22 protein-coding genes are annotated in these 19,129 nt (G+C 57.4%); 4 read left to right on the top strand and 18 right to left on the bottom strand.

The window, feature by feature from the left end; all coding sequences use genetic code 11:
- Positions 1–231 precede the first annotated feature (231 nt).
- Together AC6I8C_RS09110 and AC6I8C_RS09105 are read left to right on the top strand one after the other, a co-directional pair.
- Positions 232–1,539: an MFS transporter gene (locus AC6I8C_RS09110; RefSeq protein ID WP_095707729.1), complete on the top strand. Its 1,308-nt coding sequence runs from the start codon at positions 232–234 to the stop codon at positions 1,537–1,539.
- 10 nt (positions 1,540–1,549) lie between these two features.
- Complete coding sequence (locus tag AC6I8C_RS09105) at positions 1,550–2,359, top strand: substrate-binding domain-containing protein (RefSeq protein WP_497822243.1); 810 nt, start codon at positions 1,550–1,552, stop codon at positions 2,357–2,359.
- On the opposite strand, the gene psrA is transcribed toward AC6I8C_RS09105, so the two are convergent.
- Together psrA and AC6I8C_RS09095 are read right to left on the bottom strand one after the other, a co-directional pair.
- On the bottom strand, positions 2,334–3,233 hold the full coding sequence (gene psrA, locus AC6I8C_RS09100) for an L-proline-binding transcription factor PsrA (protein WP_497822242.1): 900 nt from the start codon (positions 3,231–3,233) through the stop codon (positions 2,334–2,336). The genes AC6I8C_RS09105 and psrA overlap by 26 nt on opposite strands.
- 14 nt (positions 3,234–3,247) lie before the next feature.
- On the bottom strand, positions 3,248–3,742 hold the full coding sequence (locus tag AC6I8C_RS09095; protein ID WP_497822241.1) for a MarR family winged helix-turn-helix transcriptional regulator: 495 nt from the start codon (positions 3,740–3,742) through the stop codon (positions 3,248–3,250).
- A 73-nt stretch (positions 3,743–3,815) separates the two neighbouring features.
- On the opposite strand from AC6I8C_RS09095, the gene AC6I8C_RS09090 reads away from it, so the two are divergent.
- A complete protein-coding gene (locus AC6I8C_RS09090) occupies positions 3,816–4,757 on the top strand; it encodes a quinone oxidoreductase family protein (RefSeq protein WP_497822240.1) in 942 nt (313 codons plus the stop codon).
- Here AC6I8C_RS09090 and AC6I8C_RS09085 read toward each other — a convergent pair.
- The 8 genes from AC6I8C_RS09085 to AC6I8C_RS09050 all read right to left on the bottom strand — a co-directional run bounded on the left by AC6I8C_RS09085 (position 4,741) and on the right by AC6I8C_RS09050 (position 10,087).
- Complete coding sequence (locus AC6I8C_RS09085) at positions 4,741–5,193, bottom strand: thiol-disulfide oxidoreductase DCC family protein (RefSeq protein WP_497822239.1); 453 nt, start codon at positions 5,191–5,193, stop codon at positions 4,741–4,743. The two genes, AC6I8C_RS09090 and AC6I8C_RS09085, sit on opposite strands and share 17 nt — an antisense overlap.
- On the bottom strand, positions 5,162–5,785 hold the full coding sequence (locus tag AC6I8C_RS09080; RefSeq protein WP_497822238.1) for a P-loop nucleotide/nucleoside kinase family protein: 624 nt from the start codon (positions 5,783–5,785) through the stop codon (positions 5,162–5,164). The genes AC6I8C_RS09085 and AC6I8C_RS09080 overlap by 32 nt, the downstream gene beginning before the upstream one ends.
- Positions 5,782–6,219: a PTS sugar transporter subunit IIA gene (locus AC6I8C_RS09075; RefSeq protein WP_033783053.1), complete on the bottom strand. Its 438-nt coding sequence runs from the start codon at positions 6,217–6,219 to the stop codon at positions 5,782–5,784. Before AC6I8C_RS09075 ends, AC6I8C_RS09080 begins: the two co-directional genes overlap by 4 nt.
- Positions 6,220–6,228: 9 nt before the next feature.
- Positions 6,229–6,498: a hypothetical protein gene (locus AC6I8C_RS09070; protein WP_497822237.1), complete on the bottom strand. Its 270-nt coding sequence runs from the start codon at positions 6,496–6,498 to the stop codon at positions 6,229–6,231.
- 94 nt (positions 6,499–6,592) lie between these two features.
- Positions 6,593–7,435 (bottom strand): class II fructose-bisphosphate aldolase, encoded by an 843-nt coding sequence (locus AC6I8C_RS09065; protein ID WP_497822236.1) that lies wholly within the window; start codon positions 7,433–7,435, stop codon positions 6,593–6,595.
- Positions 7,422–8,789, bottom strand: a complete 1,368-nt coding sequence (locus AC6I8C_RS09060) for a PTS sugar transporter subunit IIC (protein ID WP_033732644.1) — start codon at positions 8,787–8,789, stop codon at positions 7,422–7,424. Before AC6I8C_RS09060 ends, AC6I8C_RS09065 begins: the two co-directional genes overlap by 14 nt.
- Positions 8,782–9,096, bottom strand: coding sequence for a PTS sugar transporter subunit IIB (locus tag AC6I8C_RS09055; RefSeq protein ID WP_013357820.1), 315 nt, complete (start codon positions 9,094–9,096; stop codon positions 8,782–8,784). The genes AC6I8C_RS09060 and AC6I8C_RS09055 overlap by 8 nt, the downstream gene beginning before the upstream one ends.
- 10 nt (positions 9,097–9,106) lie before the next feature.
- Complete coding sequence (locus AC6I8C_RS09050; RefSeq protein WP_497822235.1) at positions 9,107–10,087, bottom strand: 6-phosphofructokinase; 981 nt, start codon at positions 10,085–10,087, stop codon at positions 9,107–9,109.
- A 589-nt stretch (positions 10,088–10,676) separates the two neighbouring features.
- On the opposite strand from AC6I8C_RS09050, the gene AC6I8C_RS09045 reads away from it, so the two are divergent.
- On the top strand, positions 10,677–11,579 hold the full coding sequence (locus AC6I8C_RS09045; RefSeq protein ID WP_497822234.1) for a pyridoxal-phosphate dependent enzyme: 903 nt from the start codon (positions 10,677–10,679) through the stop codon (positions 11,577–11,579).
- Between the two features lie 56 nt (positions 11,580–11,635).
- On the opposite strand, the gene AC6I8C_RS09040 is transcribed toward AC6I8C_RS09045, so the two are convergent.
- From AC6I8C_RS09040 to AC6I8C_RS09005, 8 genes are all read right to left on the bottom strand, one after another.
- On the bottom strand, positions 11,636–12,220 hold the full coding sequence (locus AC6I8C_RS09040) for a YceI family protein (RefSeq protein WP_013357817.1): 585 nt from the start codon (positions 12,218–12,220) through the stop codon (positions 11,636–11,638).
- Positions 12,221–12,336: 116 nt separating this feature from the next.
- Positions 12,337–14,607 (bottom strand): pyrroloquinoline quinone biosynthesis protein PqqF, encoded by a 2,271-nt coding sequence (pqqF, locus tag AC6I8C_RS09035; protein WP_497822233.1) that lies wholly within the window; start codon positions 14,605–14,607, stop codon positions 12,337–12,339.
- A complete protein-coding gene (gene pqqE, locus AC6I8C_RS09030) occupies positions 14,607–15,773 on the bottom strand; it encodes a pyrroloquinoline quinone biosynthesis protein PqqE (RefSeq protein ID WP_497822232.1) in 1,167 nt (388 codons plus the stop codon). The genes pqqF and pqqE overlap by 1 nt, the downstream gene beginning before the upstream one ends.
- Positions 15,736–16,014 (bottom strand): pyrroloquinoline quinone biosynthesis peptide chaperone PqqD, encoded by a 279-nt coding sequence (pqqD, locus tag AC6I8C_RS09025; protein ID WP_098050560.1) that lies wholly within the window; start codon positions 16,012–16,014, stop codon positions 15,736–15,738. Before pqqD ends, pqqE begins: the two co-directional genes overlap by 38 nt.
- A 3-nt stretch (positions 16,015–16,017) precedes the next feature.
- The gene (gene pqqC, locus AC6I8C_RS09020; RefSeq protein ID WP_010245074.1) at positions 16,018–16,773 is read right to left on the bottom strand and encodes a pyrroloquinoline-quinone synthase PqqC; all 756 of its coding nucleotides are present in this window, start codon (positions 16,771–16,773) and stop codon (positions 16,018–16,020) included.
- A gap of 3 nt (positions 16,774–16,776) precedes the next feature.
- On the bottom strand, positions 16,777–17,694 hold the full coding sequence (pqqB, locus tag AC6I8C_RS09015) for a pyrroloquinoline quinone biosynthesis protein PqqB (RefSeq protein WP_497822231.1): 918 nt from the start codon (positions 17,692–17,694) through the stop codon (positions 16,777–16,779).
- 54 nt (positions 17,695–17,748) lie between these two features.
- Positions 17,749–17,820 carry a pyrroloquinoline quinone precursor peptide PqqA gene (pqqA, locus tag AC6I8C_RS09010; protein WP_010245082.1) on the bottom strand — a complete coding sequence of 24 codons (72 nt, stop codon included), beginning with the start codon at positions 17,818–17,820 and terminating at the stop codon, positions 17,749–17,751.
- 143 nt (positions 17,821–17,963) lie between these two features.
- Positions 17,964–18,980: a dipeptidase gene (locus AC6I8C_RS09005; protein WP_497822230.1), complete on the bottom strand. Its 1,017-nt coding sequence runs from the start codon at positions 18,978–18,980 to the stop codon at positions 17,964–17,966.
- Between the last annotated feature and the right edge of the window lie 149 nt (positions 18,981–19,129).

The raw sequence follows: 19,129 nt of genomic DNA, 5'->3' as shown, positions 1-19,129 counted from the left end.
GGCTTATGAATTCTGTCACATTTCCGCAAACTCACCTCAGAGCCGATAACACGCCGACAAAATCGACAGGTGTCTATAACCTTATGAATCAGAATGCTTTTAAATGATAACGCCAGGAAATCATGCGGCGCACACATTAATCATTGTCATTTTTGCACTTATTCAGCGCCGGGCGCTGATCCACTCTTCAGTTACAGGCGCGGCAAAAAGCGTCATACCTTACTGGAGTTACTGATGCAGACAACCTCACCCATGACTCACCGCGCCAGGATTGGCGCTATATTTCGTGTTACCTCGGGCAATTTCCTCGAACAGTTTGATTTCTTCCTGTTCGGTTTTTATGCCACCTATATCGCTCATACTTTTTTCCCGGCCAGCAGTGAGTTTGCCTCACTGATGATGACCTTTGCCGTCTTTGGTGCAGGCTTCCTGATGCGCCCTATCGGCGCAGTGGTGCTGGGGGCGTACATCGATAAGGTCGGCCGTCGCAAGGGGCTGATCGTCACGCTCTCCATCATGGCGGCGGGCACCTTTATGATCGTGCTCATCCCCTCTTACCAGAGCATTGGCCTGTGGGCACCGCTGCTGGTGCTGATCGGCCGGCTGCTGCAGGGCTTCTCCGCCGGTGCAGAGCTGGGCGGGGTGTCGGTTTATCTGGCCGAGATCGCGACGCCAGGCCGCAAAGGCTTCTATACCAGCTGGCAGTCGGGCAGTCAGCAGGTCGCGATTATGGTGGCGGCGGCGATGGGCTTTATCCTCAACGCCGTGCTGGAAGAGAGCGCTATCCGCGAATGGGGCTGGCGTATTCCGTTCCTGTTTGGCTGCCTGATTGTGCCGTTTATCTTCGTGCTGCGTCGCAAGCTGGAAGAGACGCAGGAGTTCAGCAATCGCCGCAGTCATCCTGATGTGAAACAGGTGTTCCGCATCCTGCTCAGTAACTGGCAGGTGGTGATTGCCGGGATGCTGATGGTCGCGATGACCACCACGGCGTTTTACCTGATTACGGTTTATGCCCCGACCTTTGGCAAGAAAGTCCTGCTGCTGAGCGCCTCGGACAGCCTGCTGGTGACGCTGCTGGTGGCGGTGTCGAACTTCATCTGGCTGCCGATTGGCGGCGCGATCTCCGACCGCTTTGGCCGTAAACCTGTCCTGGTTGCCATGACCCTGCTGGCGATCGCCACCAGCTATCCGGCCCTGAGCCTGCTGGCAGCGGCACCGGGCTTCTCTATGATGCTGGGCGTGCTGCTGTGGCTTTCGATGATTTACGGCCTCTACAATGGCGCAATGATCCCGGCGCTGACCGAAATCATGCCAGGGGAAGTCCGCGTGGCAGGCTTCTCGCTGGCCTACAGCCTGGCAACGGCGGTGTTTGGTGGCTTTACCCCGGTAATGTCGACCGGCCTGATCGAGCTGACCGGCGACAAAGCCTCGCCTGGCTACTGGATGAGTTTTGCGGCTGTTTGCGCGCTGGGCGCAACCCTGTATCTCTATCGTCGCACCCGCAGTGCCGTATTACCTGCCCATAAAACCGTTAGCTGAGGAACTGAAGATGAAACTGAAAACGATGTCGCTCTACGCTGCCCTGCTGTTCAGCGTGGCGGGCAGCACCACGGCGCAGGCCAAAGAGCTGACGGTAATGATCTCCGGCGGATTTAAAGCGGCATGGGATACGCTTTCGCCACGCTTTGCCGAGCGTGAAGGGATCACCATTAACACGGTTGCCGGTCCGTCGATGGGCAAGACGCCACAGGCGATTCCGGCGCGGCTGGCGCGTGGTGAACCGGCTGATGTGGTGATTATGGTTGGCGATGCGTTAAGCGACCTGCAAAAAAAGGGCGCAACGCTGCCGGGTTCACGTGTTGAGCTGGCGGACTCGCGCATCGGTGCAGTGATAAAACAAGGTGCCACACCGGTGAAAATCGGCAGCGAGAGCGAGCTGCGCACTGCCCTGCTGAACGCCTCTTCCATCGCCTATTCCGATAGCGCCAGCGGTAAATATGTCAGCAGCCAGCTCTTCAACCGACTGGGCATTGAGGATCAGGTGAAGGCAAAAGCGGTGAAAGTTGAGCGCATCCCGGTGGCCTCCGAGGTCGCGGCGGGAAAATACGCTATCGGCTTTCAGCAGGTCAGTGAACTGCTGCCGGTCTCCGGCGTAACGTTCATTGGCGAACTGCCGGACACGCTGCAGTACACCACCCGCTTCGCCGGTGCCGTAGTACGCAGGTCAGCGCAGCCGGACGAGGCGGCGAAGCTGCTGCACTGGCTCGCTTCGTCTGAGGCACAGCAGGCCGTGCACGCCAGCGGCCTGCACAGCGTGAAGGCATCAAAACCGGCTAAAGTCGCTGATACTGTTCAATAATCAGGTTTTCGAGTTCGCCCGCGATGTGTGAGAGCATCCGGCCATTTTTACGCAACAGTCCGACGGTGCGTTTCACCTGCGGATCGGTTAACGGCACCGCCATCAGCAGGGCGTGATCGTAGCCGGGCATCGACATAGCGGGGACGGCAGCAATGCCCAGCCCCGCCTCAACCATCCCCAGCATGGTGGTCACGTGCCGGGTTTCACAGACACAGGGCTTCTCCGGCATGATCGCCTGCAACGCCTGATCCAGCAGGTTGCGATTGCCGGAGGTTTTATCCAGCCCAACCCACTCATACTGATAAAACGCCTGCCAGCTCAGACTCTTTTTGCCGGCTATCGGATGGTCACGCCGACAGGCCGCCACGTAAGGATCATCCATTAGCGGCTGGAAATGGACATCCGGCTGTGACCGGCTGGAAAAACTGATGCCGAAATCGGCCTGACCGCCAATCACCGCGTCATAGACGTTGGCCGCACTGCTGTCGACCAGCTTGACCCGCACCTTTGGATAGCGCGCCTGAAACAGCCGGATGATGTTGGGCATAAAGTAGTAAGCGGCTGACGGCACGCAGGCGACGGTGATCAGGCCGGTGCGGGCTAAGCTCACTTCACTCAGATCGGCCATCACCTCTTCAAAATCCGCCAGCAGCTTTTCCGAGCGCTGCGCAAACGCATGCCCTTTCAGCGTCAGCGTAACGCGGCGCGTGGTCCGCTCAAAGAGTTTGATCCCCAGCGTGGTTTCCAGCTTATCGATGCGGCGGCTCAGTGCCGACTGTGAAAGGCAGATCGATTCCGCCGCCAGGCGAAAATTGCCAAACTCCACCAGCGCGCGAAACGCGTAGAGATCGTTGAGATCGAAATTAACCGGCATACATTCCTCTTCCCCTAAACCGCATCAGGCTTGTCATCATCATTTTCATCGCCTTCCGTCTGGCTGAAATCGCTAACGAATTTGCTGAGCAGCTGTTCCAGCATCTCGCGGTCGCTCTCTGGCCAGTGGAGGAAAATGCGCTGATAAACCTGCACCCGTTGCGCATCGATTTTATCGGTCATCGCCCTGCCAGCCGCGGTAATTGCGGCTTCGTTGATCCTTTTGTCCTGACGGTTTTTCTGCCGAACGACCAGCCCGGTCTCCTCTAATTTCGCTACCTGACGGCTGACCGTGGTGTAATCACGACCCACCCGATCGGCGAGCTCGCCCACGCCGATCGGCCCGAACCGGCTGACCTGAACCAGCAGTGGAAACAGTGCCCGATCCAGCTCAATACCCGCCGCTTTAATCATCGCCATATCGCGCTGAGGCCGGTTAAGCGCGCCCGCAATTGTCAGCAGACAATCATGCAGCGCATCGTATTTATGTGTATTTTGCACGCTTTTCATTGACGCCATCCAGAGGCAGGAATAATGTGTGTACTTTACACCCATCAACTCCTGAACAGAAGGATGATAAACAATGAAAGCAGCAATAATCGGGCAGGCAGGCGCACAACCCCACTACGGCGACATGCCGGAGCCCCAGCCCGGTGAGCATCAGCAGCGGGTGACGGTCAACGCTGCGGCACTCAGCCAGCTGGCAAAGGCCCGCGCGGCAGGCACCCACTACAGCTCTGTAGCGCACTATCCGTTTATTCCCGGCATTGACGGTACCGGATATCTCGACACTGGCGAGCCGGTCTATTTTCTGACGTTTAACGCCGCGGCGGGCAGCATGGCCGAGCGAACTGTGGTCAACAGTGAACATATTATTCCACTGCCTGCCGGTCTGGATCTGGTACTGGCTGCCGCTCTCGCGAATCCGGGCATGTCCTCCTGGGCGGCGCTGACCCGTCGGGCGGCACTACGTCCTGGCGAGACCGTGCTGATCAATGGAGCCACCGGCACCTCAGGACGTCTGGCGATCCGCATTGCCCGTGCGCTGGGCGCAGGCAGAATCATTGCCACAGGCCGTAACCGGGAGACTCTGGAACAGCTACAGAGTGAGGGTGCTGATATCACCCTGACGCTGGATGCATTATCGGCAGAGCTTCCTTCTCTGATGGCAGAAGGCGTTGATGTGGTGCTGGATTATCTGTGGGGTGAAAGTGCACTGGCGATCATGACGGCGGCGGTACGCGGTGGTGACAAGGTGGTTCGCTTTGTCCAGATTGGTTCGCTGAGCGGACAGGAGATTTCACTGCACAGTAAACTGCTGCGTTCATCCGGCTTAACGCTGATGGGAAGCGGGCTGGGCAGCGTGCCAGACCGTGAGCTGATCGCCTCAATAGGGGAAATGCTGCAGGCCGCCGCGTCACATGGATTTTCCATCCCCTTCCAGTCGCGGCCACTCAGTGAGGTCGCTGAGGCCTGGCAGAGCGACGACAGCCGCTACCGCACGGTCTTTACCCTTCCGGCGTAACGGACGGCTCCACCTTATGCAGAAATCGACCAGGATAATCGGGTTGGATGGCGTGCTGACTGCTGTAGCGGCCAAACAGTTTGTAGCGGTTTAACGCGATGCGGTCATAGGCAAAATTACCGATCGCATCGGGAAAGTGGCGCAGCACCGCCAGCCCGCGCCACGGGGCAGGCAGATGCTGCATCACGCGGAACACCGCCTGCGCCCGCAGCCAGTGCTGATTGTCAGCGATATAGACAATGGTGCTGACGTTTTCTTCCGGCAGTCCGGCCCAGCGCAGCAACGCTTTGCCCTGCTCGCTCTGCACCGAGGCAAAACGAACCTGCCGCGCCAGATGGTGACGCAGCAGAAACTGAACCCAGCCGTTACACAGTTTACAGACGCCGTCATAGAGCACGGCGCTTTCACCGGTTTGCAGATACGGGGGTGATGACATCCTGCAACTCCTCACTCATCTGATGATGAGCTGAAGTGTAGCGGGTTCTGGTCAGTTGCTGGTGCAGCCAGTGGATAACGGCCGCATGATCCTGGTTGCAGGCATCCACTTCGCACACCGGCCCCAGCGCCATCGGCCGGGCCTGTTGCGCCAGCTGGCGCAACTCCGGCAGATACTCAGCGCCCGGATGGCCAGGCAGCCGCTGCGACAGCCGCGCCTGATAGCGCGCCACCGCCACCTCCGGCGCGATCCTCAGCCACAGCTCCAGCGCCTCTTCGACGCCCGCCTGTTTCAGTCCCTGCTCAAGCAGCGTGCGCGGCTGAAAGCCAAACCAGGCGTCGATCAGCAAGATCTGACTGGCGGGTGCCTGGCCGACAATGTTCCAGATCGCCTGATAAGCCGCGCAGCCCAGTTGCCGGTTACGCTGGCGATCGACCGGCGCAAAAGCGTGCATAAACGGCTCTTTCAGGCTGTCGAGGGTCAGCACCGGCCAGCTAAAGTGCTGCGACAGCGCGTGCGTCAGGGTGCTCTTTCCCGACGCCGGAATGCCATTAACCAGCACCACACGTTTGGGGGGGATGTTTTGCGTCATAGAATGTCGATAACCTCCGCCACGCTGCTGGCCTGACGTAACCGGACCAGCGTCTCCTCATCCTCCAGCAGCGACACAATCGCGCGGATCCCCTCTTCGATATGCGCGTTGCTGTCGCGTGCGCCAAACATAATCACAATGTCCGCCTTATCACTGCCCTCAAATGAGATCGGCTCATTCAGCAGGATCAGACTAAAACAGTCACGGAGCACCCCCGCTTCCGGTCGCGCATGAGGAATGGCGATCCCCTCCTCAAACACATAATAAGCGCCGTGAGCCAGTGTATTGGCGATCACGGCATCAGGATAGGTGGCATCAAGATAACCGCCGCTGACCAGCGGTTCGGCGGCCAGCGCGATAACCTGACGCCAGTCCGTGGCGTCGATGCCAATCTGAATGGCATTGGCCTCCTGCAATAACTGCTTAATCGTCATCAGCTCTCCTTAAATCGACTGGCGAACCACATTGCGTAATTCATCGATTTTGACAAACAGCGCATCAATTTCATTGCGGTAGCGACGGCTTTTCGCAAATAAGCTTAATGCCCGGTTATATTCCAGCATTAATTGTTTTTGCGTTTCGCCATCACACGGATTAATCGCCAGCTGCTGCTCCAGCTGCGTTATTTTCTCGCGACTTAATTCCGCCAGATGATCCTGCTGCTGCTCGCTGGGTGGTTCCACAGCCGGAGACTTTTTGAGGAATCCAAACATAGGCTCTCCTGCCCCGCATAATATTGGGGTGGCTAATATAAACAGTGAATAAAAGATCGTTAACGCATTAACCCGGTGATGGCGGCGCGGGTAATTATCGGAATAACTGCATCTTCTCTACCAGCACATTCGTGACCGCATCATTGGCTGGCACCAGGAAATTACGTACGCTGTCATTAACCTTGCCTTTTTCAAAGGTTGATTTGCACTGCGTTACCCACTGCACATTCATTTCGGTGCCGACATTCACTTTCTCAATCCCGCTGCTGACCGCCAGCCGCATATCCTCATCGCTGACGCCGGTACCGCCGTGCAGGACCAGTGGCGTGTGGGTTGCCGCCGTAATATCTGCCAGCCGCTGATGCTGAATATGGGCTTTACCGGTATAAAGCCCGTGCACGGTGCCGATGGAGATCGCCAGCATATCGACGCCGGTCTCTGCGACGAAGCGGCGTGCATCTTCCACGGGCGTGAACGCTATCGCCTCCATCTCTACGCATTTACCATCTTCCGACCCGCCGATGGCACCCAGCTCCGCCTCTACTGAAACATGATGTGGTCGCGCCATATCAATCACCCGACGGGTATTCGCAATATTCTCATCAATGGGCAGATGTGAGCCGTCGTACATAACAGAACTGAATCCGGCATCAATCGCCGTCTGTATCGCCGCTAAATCGGAACAGTGATCGAGATGCAGGCAGGTCGGCACGTTCGTACTCTCTGACAGCGATTTAATCGCATCGACCAGCAGTTTATGGCCAAGATATTTCGCCGTGCCGGTGGAGATCTGAATCATTAACGGGCTGTTGGTTTTCTCTGCCGCTTTAAAATAGGCGGGCAGCATCTCCAGACAGTGAAGATTAAACGAACCGACCGCTTTGAAGTCACGCTGTTTAGCCAGCTGTAACAGATCGGCGAAGTTATAAAGTTTCATGGATTTTTTCCTCCTGAGGTTTGGTCGATTTGCCATTAACAAACCAGGCAAGCGCGGTAATAAAGGCGATAAACAGGGCGACAAACAGCCAGTTATTCTGGAAGGCGTGGCCGAGCACCAGGCCGGTACTGATCACGTCGGAATCGCTGAAGGTGACGCCGGTGAAGCCGTAGCTCTCCAGCATCGGCACCAGGATGGCGGGCAGAATGGTAATAAAGAGTCCGTGGACGAAGCCGCCGATCATCGCGCCGCGCCGTCCGCCCATGGCATTACCAAATACTCCGGCGGTGCCACCGGCAAAGAAGTTGGTCAGCAGGCCAGGCAGGATCATCGCCAGACCAAACATCGGGAAGACCAGCATGCCGACGATGGAACCTAGCGTGGTGGCGAGGAAGCCGACAATCACCGCGTTCGGGGCGTACGGAAACATCACCGGGCAATCCAGCGCCGGTTTCGCATCCGGTACCACACGCATCGCGATACCCCGGAAGGCTGGCACCAGTTCGTTCAGCAGCAGGCGGACGCCGCTGTAAAGCACGAAGACCCCTGCCACGAACTGAATCGACTGCATAAAGGCGTACATCAGGTAGTTCATGCCGTTGCTGTACTGCGCGATAAACGCCGGGCCGGCTGCCACAGCGGGGATCAGGTACATCGGGACCATCACCAGCGCCATCGACAGATAGGTATCCTGCAGAAACTTGAAGTTATCGGGCAGCTTCAGGTCTTCGGTGGAGCGCGATCCTTTGCCGACGACTTTGGCGACTGCCGCCGTGACCAGATAACCGATGGTGCAGAAGTGACCCAGCGCGACATCGTCCGAGTCGGTAATCCGCCGCACCACCGGCTGCGCCAGCGCAGGCATGACCACCGCCATAATTCCGCCAAAGATGCCGCCGGTCAGAATCAGCGGCAGGCCGGTCAGCCCTGCTTTGTAGCCGATCACCGCGCCAATGGTCGCCATCCACAGCAACGCCTGGCCGGTCAGGAAGATGTACTTAAATGGCGTCAGTCGCGCGATGATGATGTTGACGATAAAAATCACCAACAGGGTCAGCGCCACTTCAGACCCCAGCTCACGGTTAGCCAGCCCGGCAATAGCGGCCACATCGGTGATATAGCCGCGCATGCCAAAGCCATGGGTAAAAATGGTATTGAGGAACGTCAGGGTGCCCACAATAATATTGATACCCGCCATCATAATTAAAAAGCCGAGCAGCGTTTTAAAGGTGCCTTCCACCACCTTGCCTGCCGATTTTTTTTGCAGCAGCAGACCAATCAGGGCAATAAAGGCGATCAGAATCGATGCCTGCCCCAGCAGATCTTTTACCAGGAAGTCGATCACACTATTCATGGGCGGCGACCTTCTGGTTGCGTTCTTTTAAAAAGGCCAGGATCTTCTGCTCTATTTCCGCTTTATCGGTGAGCCGGTTAAGGATAATGACCCGTTTAATCTGTTCCGGACTGGCGTCGGCGTTTAAAACATCGGCAAACGCTTTTTGCGTCAGGATCATATCTGACTTAAAGGCATTCGCTTCTGAAATGGTGGTGTGATCGATGTCGGCCTCAATCTCCAGTTTTTTTAATACCGCTTTTGCGCTCATCTCAATCGCAAAACTGGAACCTAATCCACAACCACAGACACATAATATTTTCAGCATGGTTTTTTCCTCACACTATATTGAGTTGTTTAGCGAGTTTGTAATGGTGCCCGTCAATATCGACCAGGCGTTTTTGCATGCTTATTAAATCAATCGGGATCGGTTTATTGCTGCCATTAATAATGACCGCTTTATTCCGCATGCCTGACTGAATACAACGCACCACTTCACTGGCCATAATGGTGCCCTGAAAGATCTCTTCGCAGGTGGGATCACCATTGCGCAGCCCGTAACCCAGGATGGTTTTACGGATGCGCACGCCAATAAGGGGTTCAAGCTGTTTGATTAAGGTGTCGATCGCCCCCTGAAAACCGGGCGAATATTCACGGGTGTAGCCTTCCGAACAGAGGATGACCACGCTGTTCTGCTCTGCCAGTCGCCCGGTGATGCGCTGCGCCAGTTGTGGCAGCGGGATCTGGCACTCCGGAATTAACGCAATATCTGCGTTAGATTTAATCGCGGACTGCAGCGTTAATTCGCCGCAATAGCCGCCGAGTAATTCCAGCATAAAAACCCGGCCCGGTAAGGCGCGGCCGGTATTACGCAGTTTGGCCACCTCTTTTAATACCTGCTCGCAGGCGGTGGAAAATCCCAGCGTGTAGTCGCTGCCGAAAACATCATTATCGATGGTCATGCCGACGCCGAAACAATTTACGCCATACGCCGACAGGGTATGGAGAAATTGCAGCGACCCGTCTCCGCCCGCCATAATTAATATGTCAATCCGGGCGCTTTTCAGCTGGCGGGCAATTAACTCATATTCGCTGCGCACCAGTTTCTTTTCAGTGCGTCCCGATTGCATAACCGGAATAGAGGCGATGGAAAAGTCGAGCAGATCGCGCTGACTGATCTCACGATGATTATTTTCCAACAGGCCGGGAATACCGCCGTCAAATATCACCATCGTCGCCTGTGCCATGCGCCCAATCTGGAAGACAAAATTATTAATGCCGGTCACGTCACCGCCACTGATCACCATTCCAATTCGCATCACCCTCACCTCGCTGGCTTATTCTGCTGAAGAGTATTCTTCCGGTTAGCGGGGTTGCTATTTGCAGAGGAGATCACAGTTACGCGCGGTTTTTCTCAGGCGGGGATATTGACAGTGCTATTAACATCGCTTTATTTGTGATTTGTCTCACACTATTCCAACTTATTGCGCTTAAAGCGAATCGATATAAATCATTGGGTTAGCAGATGGCGCGGGTGAACTGGCCAGAAAGCGGGAGGAGGTAAAATCGGCCATTAGAGCGGCGTTGCAGATTTGTGACTTTCACCTCATTTTTCCCGGTTTCGCAGAGCAAAAACCGCAATTAAGGTGCAAAAAAGTAAATGCGCAGGCAGATGTTAATCAGATTCAGCATCTCTGTTGCGAACGAGTAGCATTCTTCGGTATAACCTTTCAATGCCCACAGAGAACACAGCCTGACGATAATGATTTCTAAGGAAAAACCTCCACGCTCTTTGTGAGGGGTGACTTTCTCTTCTGCACCCGACGCCGTTATTTCGCACGGCAAAACCAATGTTCTCCGTGATGACAAACCGGTTCCCTGTGACCACATTTGACCAGGATCATACGCATGGAAATAGCTATCCGTACCCCTCTCGTTCACTCCCTGCCACTGAGTCAGCTCAGCGGCAGCAATGTCTGGCTGAAAATGGAATCAGCGCAGCCAACCGGATCGTTTAAGCTCAGAAGCGCAGGCCATATCTGTCAATACTACGCTGCACAGGGCGCTAAGGCGTTTGTCAGCTCCTCCGGCGGCAATGCGGGTATTGCCGTGGCGCACAGCGGCCGCAGACTGGGGCTACCGGTCACGGTGGTGGTGCCTGAAACCACCTCGTCGCGCGCCAGACAGCTTATCGAACAGGAAGGTGCGAGGCTGATCGTACACGGCAACGTCTGGAGTGAGGCCAATGCGTACGCGTTATCGCTGGCGTCGCACGAACATATCTACATCCATCCCTTTGACAATCCGCTGCTGTGGGACGGCATCAGCACGCTGGTTGATGAAGTGATCAGTGAGGGGTTGCGGCCGGATGCGGTAATCCTCTCCGTGGGCGGCGGCAGTCTGCTCTCCGGCATTGTCCAGGGTCTGGAAAGGCATCAGCTGAGCCATATACCGATTTATGCGGTTGAAACTGAGGGAACCGCGTCGCTTAACGCCGCACTGGAAGCCGGTGAGCGGGTCACGCTGGACCGGGTCAGCGGTATCGCCACTACGCTGGCAGCCAGTCAGGTGTGTGAAAATGCATTTAACGTGGCACGCCGGGCAGATGTCCGGGGAAAGGTTGTGAGCGATGATGAAGCTGTGAATGCCTGCCGCCGCTTCCTGGACGATCATCGTGTTCTGACAGAGCCAGCCTGTGGCGTCTCATTATCGATGCTGTATGACGGGAAAATTGGCTTTAAACCGGATGATAACGTGCTGGTTATCGTCTGTGGCGGGGCGTCTGTTACCCTGGCGAGTCTGCAGGGCTGACGAGAGCAAAGTCAGGGAAAAAGTGGCGCAGCTAGAGGAGCTGCGCCTGTCGCCGGTTACTTCGCGTAAGCTTCAGTAGACAGCGTCAGCGTAACGTCATCGCTGACTGCCGGGACATATTTGTCCAGCTTAAAGTCAGAACGCTTGATGGTGCCGGTGGCGTCAAAACCAATCGCCTGCTTCTTCACCATCGGATGCTCGCCCTGCTTGTTCAGCGTCGCGTGCAGCGTCACTGGCTTAGTGATGCCTTTCAGGGTCAGGTTGCCTTCAACGTCAAATTTGTTATCGCCCTTCGCAACGACTTTGGTGCTGTGGAAGGTCGCAGTCGGGTATTTGGCGGTATCGAAGTATTCAGCACCTTTGAACTCTTTGGTCAGCGCGGCAACGTGGCTGTCGATTTTGCTGACTGGCAGGGTCACGTCAACGCGTGAGGCCTCCGGATGATCTTTATCAAACACCAGCGTACCGGTTGCATCCGGGATATCCGCGGTAGGATTTGAGAAGCCAAAGTGGTTCCAGGCAACAATTACCGACGTATGCTCAGGGTTCAGCTGGTAGTGCATCGCCTCGGCCTGAGATAACGGAGCGTAGAGGGTAGCAGCGGCTAACAGGGGCAGTGCAATACGTTTGAAGTTCTTCACGGTCAATTCCTTATGCGGACAAAAGTGAATTGAGTGTGGTCCAGTTTTCCCGGAATAGACAGTGAAGAGATTTGTCGGTAATTTTCAAATAAATTCAGCAACCTTAAAACCGGTCACTACGCATTCGCGCCGGTGAACAGCACCCGCCAGCGGCGGCGATCCTGAATCAGCGTGCGGTGCAATTGCTGTAAATCTGCAAGGGTCAGCGCCGCAATCTGCGCCGCGTCCGGTTCTGCCAGGCTATTTTCACGGCGCAACAGGGCCAGTGGCTGCTCAGCCTGCTGGCTCAGCAGTCGCGCTTTCAGGGCCACCAGATCACATCCCGCCAGCGTCTCGTTCAGTGACCGCAGAAAGTTACGGCAGTAGCGTAATAGCGAAAGCGCGCTGTAGTCGGGCGACTGCAGTGCAAATAACACTCCTTCTTCATCGGCACAGCGCATATAGCGGCTGCTGACCACGTAACCTATCGGCTGCTCAACGCGGTAGCGCTGGAAAAAGCGTGGCTCGTAGATCAGTGCCAGCGCGCGCAATGCCGCCAGCTGTTCAGGACGCTGCAGCGGAATAAACAGCAGCAGCGCGTTGTCGGCACTGGCGTGCGGCAGGCGCGTCATGCCGGTCTGCGTGGTCATACGCGTGGGCGGCGTAACAGGGTTAACCGGCAGCGACAGCGCGCTCAGCCGCCGGGCAATCACTGAGTGCAGCATCGCATCGCCGCCCTTCAGCGCCGCCCGCCAGCATCCTGGCGTAACGTTGGCTGCCAGCTGATAAGGCAACTGTCGCAGCAGCGCGCGGATAGCGATGCTCTCCACAGGCGCCGGCCGGTTTGCCTCAACGGGTAATATCAGGGCGGAGACAATCTGGCTCAGCGCCTGGTCAGCGACCGCCTGATCCGATAGCCGGACCGTCAGTTGCCACACACCTTCCACTTCCTGCCAGCTGCCGTAACCGCCCTGATGACGCAGCGCCGCAAACAGCGGACGCAACCGACGGCCCAGCGCTTCGCCCGCCTCCGCAGTAAAGGTTGACCAGAACTCCGGCCGCAGGATCAGCGTTGGCTGCGGGTCATCTGACGGATAATGCGGCATTGCCACCGCCTGAGCGGGCAGCGGTGCAGGCGTCGCAGTGATGTCGAGCGGATAGAAGGTGAAACGGGCAGCGGGCAGCGCCTCAGCCGGGGCGGGCTCACAGGCCGTCAGCGCCAGAGTGAAGCCCTGCGTAACGATGTGTTCCCTTGCCGGTTGCGATGAACAGAACAGTAGTGTTCCGGGCGCACTGGCGAGATTTTCCAGCAGCGGCTGCAACGCAGGCAGGTTTTTGTCAGGTGCGAAACCGATAGCGCGCTGACGCAACTGCTCCATCGGTGACAACGTCACAAATTGCTGACTGGCCAGCTGATGATAGTGCTGATGCTGCTCTTCATTCGTCTGGCGCAGCGCAGCAATGTAACCGTTAACCAGATGATTTACCCTTGCAGGCTCACTGGTGTCGATACCCAGCGCCAGCCAGTACGCGTCTTCAGCCTGATAAATCCATTTCAGCTCTAGCGCCTCCGCCAGCCCCTGCTCACGCAGAGTTGCCAGCAGCGAGCCGGGCGCTTCATCGAGCAGAAATTCACGCCATAACGTGACACCGTCACTGCTATCCAGCAGCCAGCTGCGCCATAGCGCTGCCTGGGCTGTCTCCGCCAGCTGCCAGCCGGTATCGCTATTGAGCTGCGGCGGTATCAGCTCCTGCCGCCACTGACCGGCAGGCAGTGCGTCAGCAAACTTACGCGCCAGCTGTTCCAGCTCATCCAGCGATTGCGGTCCCTGCAGCCAGAACCGCATATTGCTGGCGACGTAGTAGCGCTGGTGAAACTGCCGCAATGCCCGTTGCAGCGCAGAGAGCTCGTCGCCAAAGCTCGCCCGGCTACCAATAAGGAAGCGCTGAAATTCAGCGGGGGTGGCAGCGGCGTGCAGTAATGCCGCTTCGATGCGGGATGGCTCATGACGCTGCAACAACTGATATTCCGCGTCGATGACCGCCACTTCCTGCGCGATCGCCTGATTATCGAGCAGCGGAGAGACCAGCATATCCTGCAGTCTTGCCAGCCCGTCTGCCAGCAGCGACGGCGTGACCTCGAAAAAGTACGCGCTACGCCGGGCCAGCGTGGTGGCGTTAACCTTCCCGCCCTGCGTCTGGATCCAGCTCATCAGCCGGCCCTCATCGGGCCAGCCGCTGCTGCCAGTGAACAACAAATGCTCCAGCAGATGGGCCAGTCCGGGCCAGCGATCCGGCTCGTCGTGACTTCCGGCCCCGACCTGAATCAGGGCGGCGGCCTGGCTGGCATCGGGCTGATGCACCAGTTCAACGATAAGACCCTCTATCTGCAGGCCGCGCGTGTTCATCAGAGGTTCCGGGTTTTGTAGATCAGTTGCGAGTTGCTGCGGTTGCGGAACTGCAGCTGACCAATTTTAATGTCGCTGCAATCCGCCTCCCGCCGGGCTTCGAGAATTTTGCCGTGATGCGGTGATTTGCTACACACCGGATCGGTGTTGTCAGCATTGCCGGTCAGCATAAACGCCTGACAGCGACAGCCGCCAAAATCTTTCTCTTTCTCATCACAGGAGCGGCACGGCTCCGGCATCCAGTCAAAACCGCGATAGCGGTTGAAGCCGAACGAGTTATACCAGATATCGTCCAGGCGCTGCGTCAGTACCGACGGAAACTCGACCGGCAGCTGGCGCGCACTGTGGCACGGCAGCGCGGTGCCCTCTGGAGTGACGCTCAGGAAGATTGCCCCCCAGCCGCCCATACAGGGCTTAGGTCGCTCTTCATAGTAGTCTGGCGTCACAAACAGCAGATTGGTGAGATTGCCGCTGTCGCTCATCCGCTCACGATAGCGGCTGACCACCGCTTCCGCCTGAGCGATCTGCTCACGCGTCGGCAGCAGGCCTTCGCGGTTGAGCTGCGCCCAGCCGTAGAACTGACAGGTCGCCAGCTCAACGTCATCCGCTTCCAGCTCAATGCAGAGGTCGATGATCTTATCGATCTGGTCGATGTTATGGCGATGCAGCACAAAGTTCAGCACCATCGGATAGCCGTGCGCTTTTACCGCTTTCGCCATCTCCAGCTTCTGCTGAAACGCTTTCTTCGACCCGGCCAGCGCCGCATTCAGGGTTTCGTCACTCGCCTGGAAACTGATCTGGATATGATCCAGACCCGCCTCGCTGAACGCATCCAGCTTCTTCTCCGTCAGGCCGATGCCTGAAGTGATCAGGTTGGTATAGAAGCCGAGATCGCGCGCCGCTTTGATCAGCTCCGGCAGATCTTTACGCACCAGCGGTTCGCCGCCGGAGAATCCGAGCTGGACGCTGCCCATGGCGCGTGCCTGACGAAACACCTCAATCCACTGCTCCGTGGTCAGCTCCTTCTCCTGCTGCGCGAAATCCAGCGGGTTGGAGCAGTAGGGACACTGCAGCGGACAGCGATAGGTCAGCTCGGCCAGCAGCCAGAGCGGCGGATTCACGTCAGGTTTATGCGGGGTCACGGAACTGTATCCACTTCTGTTCATAGGCTGACTGCAGGAACTCCAAAACGTCCGGCCCCACGCCGCCCGCCTCCGGGAAACGGCTATCCAGCGTCGCGATAATCGCGGCGATATCCTGTTTGCCATCCACCAGCTCAAGAATGGCGGCGGCGGTTTCGTTCAGCTTCGCCATACCTTCGGGATAGAGCACCACATGGGTATCCTGAGCAGCTTCCCACTGCATACGGTAACCGCGACGAAACACGGCAATCGAGTTTTCATTCATCTGTTATACCAGTCGGGTGGTGTGCCACGCCGCCTTGTCGGTGACGGTGTGATAAGGCGGACGTTTCAGCTCGTAAGCCATGGTCATGGCGTCCAGCATGCTCCATAAAATATCGAGCTTAAACTGCAAAATTTCCAGCATCCGGTTCTGCGTTTCCGCGGTGGTAAAGTACTCCAGCGCCAGCGCCAGGCCATGCTCTACATCGCGGTTCGCCTGACCCAGGCGGCTGCGGAAGTAGAAGTAGCCCTCTTCTTTGATCCACGGATAGTGCTGCGGCCAGCTGTCGAGCCGCGACTGGTGGATCTGCGGGGCGAACAGCTCGGTGAGTGAGCTGCAGGCCGCCTCCTGCCAGTTGGCACGGCGGGCGAAGTTGATATAGGCATCGACGGCAAAACGCACGCCCGGCAGCACATGCTGCTCTGACAATAATTCTTCGCGCGTCAGCCCGACCGCCTCGCCCAGCCGCAGCCAGGCCTCAATGCCGCCCTCTTCGCCGTTGCTGCCGTCGTGGTCGAGGATGCGCTGCACCCATTTACGTCGGGTGGCCGGATCCGGGCAGTTAGCCATAATCGCCGCATCTTTCAGCGGAATGGTGGTCTGGTAATAGAAGCGGTTCGCCACCCAGCCCTGAATCTGCTCCCGCGTGGCCTGACCGTTATGCATCGCGATGTGATACGGGTGATGAATGTGGTAGTAAGCGCCTTTGTCGCGCAGGGCCTGTTCAAAAGCCTGCGGCGACAGCGTGTCAGTAATCTGCATGATTTAGCCCTGAAGATGAATCGCCATTCCGTCCCAGCTCACCTCTATTCCCTGCTCCGTCAGAAACTGACGCTGGGGTGACTGCTCATTAAGGATCGGATTGGTGTTGTTGATGTGGATCAGAATTTTGCGTTTAGCCGGCAGCGACGCCAGCAGCGCCATCAGCCCCTGCTCTTCCGCCAGCGCCAGATGGCCCATCGCCTTGCCGGTGTTGTGACCCACGCCGGTAGTCAGCAGCTCATCATCCTGCCAGACGGTGCCGTCAATCAGCAGGCAATCCGCTTTTTGCAGCCACGGCAGGATCACCGCATCCGGCTCGCCCAGACCTGGCGCGTAGAGTAGCGCCTGGCCATTCGCCCGGTTTTCAATAAACAGCGCCACGTTATGGCCCGGCAACGGCCGATCGCGATAGGGCGAGTAAGGCGGTGCATTACTGATGATAGGAATCGCGGTGAACTGCAAATCGGTGCAGACATCGACGCTGAACGGCGTCAGGGGCGCAATTGGCCGGTGCTGTAAACCGCCGTTCCAGTGGGTGAGCATCGGAAAGATCGGGAAGCCGGTGCTGAGATCCGCATGCACTTCCGGCGTGCACCACACCTGATGCGGGCAGCCCTCACGCAGGCTCAGCAGCCCGGTGGTGTGATCGATCTGGCTGTCGGTGAGGATAATTCCCCCGATCGCCGTGCCGCGCAGTACGCCCTTGCGGGTCAGTTCTGGCGTGTGCAGGATCTGCTGGCCGATGTCGGGTGACGCGTTACATAACACCCAGTCTTCACCGTTATCGCTGAGGATAATCGACGATTGCGTGCGTGCCTGAGCCTGAATGGTGCCATTACGCACGCCGTGGCAGTTGGCGCAGTTACAGTTCCACTGCGGAAACCCGCCACCCGCGGCTGAGCCGAGGATTTTGATAAACATAGAGGAAAACCAGAAGTTGAAAAAAAATGCCCGCTCAGAGGGCGGGCAGAACGATTAACGGTTGGAGATGTAAAGAGTTACTTCCAGACCGAGACGCATATCAACGAAAGTTGGTTTTTTCCACATGAGTTACTTCCTCTTGGTTAACAGTAAATGTGCTGTCTGAAATGGACGTGACGGCTGTTAAATGAGAGCACCGTCACAATTTCCAGGCAGATGTTGCGCCAATGGCGCGTCGGGATCAAGCCCGGAACGTAAGGAAATTGTTATCACAGCCCGGTCAGATGTAAAACCCGCTGCCAGTTTCCCCATGCCAGCTTCTCTGTCAGTCTCTGATCATAGCCCGCTTCCTGAAAAGCGGCGAGCAATCGCGGCATTCCGCTGACATCGCCCAGCGCGGCCGGAGGGGTAATCCCGTCGAAATCAGAGCCAAAGGCCACATGGTCGCTGCCCATTATCTTCATCAGGTGATCACAATGCTTAACAATTTCTGTTAATGGCGTGTCAGCGTCGCGTTTTCCATCGGCGCGCAGAAACGCATTGCCGAAATTAATGCCAACCAGACCGCCGCTGTCGCGGATCGCCACCAATTGATCATCGGTCAGATTGCGCGGCTGCGGACAGAGCGCGTGCGCGTTGGAGTGGCTGGCGACCAGCGGCGCACGGGAAAGCCGGGCGGTCTCCCAGAACGTCTTACTGTTCATGTGCGACACGTCGATCATCATCTTCAGCTCACCCGCCTGCTGAATCAGCTTTTCACCGGCGGCGGTCAGCCCCGGTCCGGTATCGGGCGTGCCGGGAAACGAGCCGCTGACGCCTTCACCAAAGCGGCTGCGCAGATTCCAGAATGGCCCGATACTCCGCACCCCCGCCTGCCAGAAGGCGTGCAGCTGCTCGCCCTCCTCGTCCAGCGCGTCGGCACCTTCAATGTGCGCCACCATCGCCAGCACGCCTTCCGCGCGGCAGGCGGCAATCTCGTCACTGCTGCGGCAGAGTCGCGCCCGTCCGCCTGACGCATCGGCCAGCTGTTGCAGGATATCGAGCTGCTGCCACATGATTTGCAGCGGTTCATACGGCTCATCGGCGCGGGCCGGAACCGTGCTGGCGATGTACGCCTGCGGCGGCACAAAAATCGCAAACAGCCCACCGCCCATCTCGCCATGCTGAATGCGCGGAAAGTCGAGATGGCCCCGTTCAATCCCCTGATAAAATGCCTGCGCGGGCGCATTGCGATGATGCAGCCAGAGGTTGAGCAGCAGGTCGTTGTGGCCGTCAAAAATAAGCATAAGTGTTCACCCGGATAAACAGGTGACCATGCTAACCCTGCCTGGCGGATTCATCAAACAGGCGCGCACGCAGGGTGTGGCTCAGCGTGCGCTGGCACCTTGCAGGTAGTCGTGCGCCAGTGGCACCCGCGGGCGCGTGCTGAAGTCAA

Source organism: Pantoea sp. X-Soil-YNGN-844 (assembly GCF_059730595.1).
The sequence above is the reverse complement of the archived record's forward strand: the minus strand, read 5'-3'. Positions and strand labels throughout refer to the sequence as shown.

Coding starts and splice junctions, on each gene's coding strand:
- AC6I8C_RS09105 (WP_497822243.1), top strand. CDS start 1,550: ATGAAACTGAAAACGATGTCGCTCTACGCTGCCCTGCTGTTCAGCGTG.
- psrA (WP_497822242.1), bottom strand. CDS start 3,233: ATGCCGGTTAATTTCGATCTCAACGATCTCTACGCGTTTCGCGCGCTG.
- AC6I8C_RS09095 (WP_497822241.1), bottom strand. CDS start 3,742: ATGAAAAGCGTGCAAAATACACATAAATACGATGCGCTGCATGATTGT.
- AC6I8C_RS09090 (WP_497822240.1), top strand. CDS start 3,816: ATGAAAGCAGCAATAATCGGGCAGGCAGGCGCACAACCCCACTACGGC.
- AC6I8C_RS09085 (WP_497822239.1), bottom strand. CDS start 5,193: ATGTCATCACCCCCGTATCTGCAAACCGGTGAAAGCGCCGTGCTCTAT.
- AC6I8C_RS09080 (WP_497822238.1), bottom strand. CDS start 5,785: ATGACGCAAAACATCCCCCCCAAACGTGTGGTGCTGGTTAATGGCATT.
- AC6I8C_RS09075 (WP_033783053.1), bottom strand. CDS start 6,219: ATGACGATTAAGCAGTTATTGCAGGAGGCCAATGCCATTCAGATTGGC.
- AC6I8C_RS09070 (WP_497822237.1), bottom strand. CDS start 6,498: ATGTTTGGATTCCTCAAAAAGTCTCCGGCTGTGGAACCACCCAGCGAG.
- AC6I8C_RS09065 (WP_497822236.1), bottom strand. CDS start 7,435: ATGAAACTTTATAACTTCGCCGATCTGTTACAGCTGGCTAAACAGCGT.
- AC6I8C_RS09060 (WP_033732644.1), bottom strand. CDS start 8,789: ATGAATAGTGTGATCGACTTCCTGGTAAAAGATCTGCTGGGGCAGGCA.
- AC6I8C_RS09055 (WP_013357820.1), bottom strand. CDS start 9,096: ATGCTGAAAATATTATGTGTCTGTGGTTGTGGATTAGGTTCCAGTTTT.
- AC6I8C_RS09050 (WP_497822235.1), bottom strand. CDS start 10,087: ATGCGAATTGGAATGGTGATCAGTGGCGGTGACGTGACCGGCATTAAT.
- AC6I8C_RS09045 (WP_497822234.1), top strand. CDS start 10,677: ATGGAAATAGCTATCCGTACCCCTCTCGTTCACTCCCTGCCACTGAGT.
- pqqF (WP_497822233.1), bottom strand. CDS start 14,607: ATGAACACGCGCGGCCTGCAGATAGAGGGTCTTATCGTTGAACTGGTG.
- pqqE (WP_497822232.1), bottom strand. CDS start 15,773: ATGAACAGAAGTGGATACAGTTCCGTGACCCCGCATAAACCTGACGTG.
- pqqD (WP_098050560.1), bottom strand. CDS start 16,014: ATGAATGAAAACTCGATTGCCGTGTTTCGTCGCGGTTACCGTATGCAG.
- pqqC (WP_010245074.1), bottom strand. CDS start 16,773: ATGCAGATTACTGACACGCTGTCGCCGCAGGCTTTTGAACAGGCCCTG.
- pqqB (WP_497822231.1), bottom strand. CDS start 17,694: ATGTTTATCAAAATCCTCGGCTCAGCCGCGGGTGGCGGGTTTCCGCAG.
- AC6I8C_RS09005 (WP_497822230.1), bottom strand. CDS start 18,980: ATGCTTATTTTTGACGGCCACAACGACCTGCTGCTCAACCTCTGGCTG.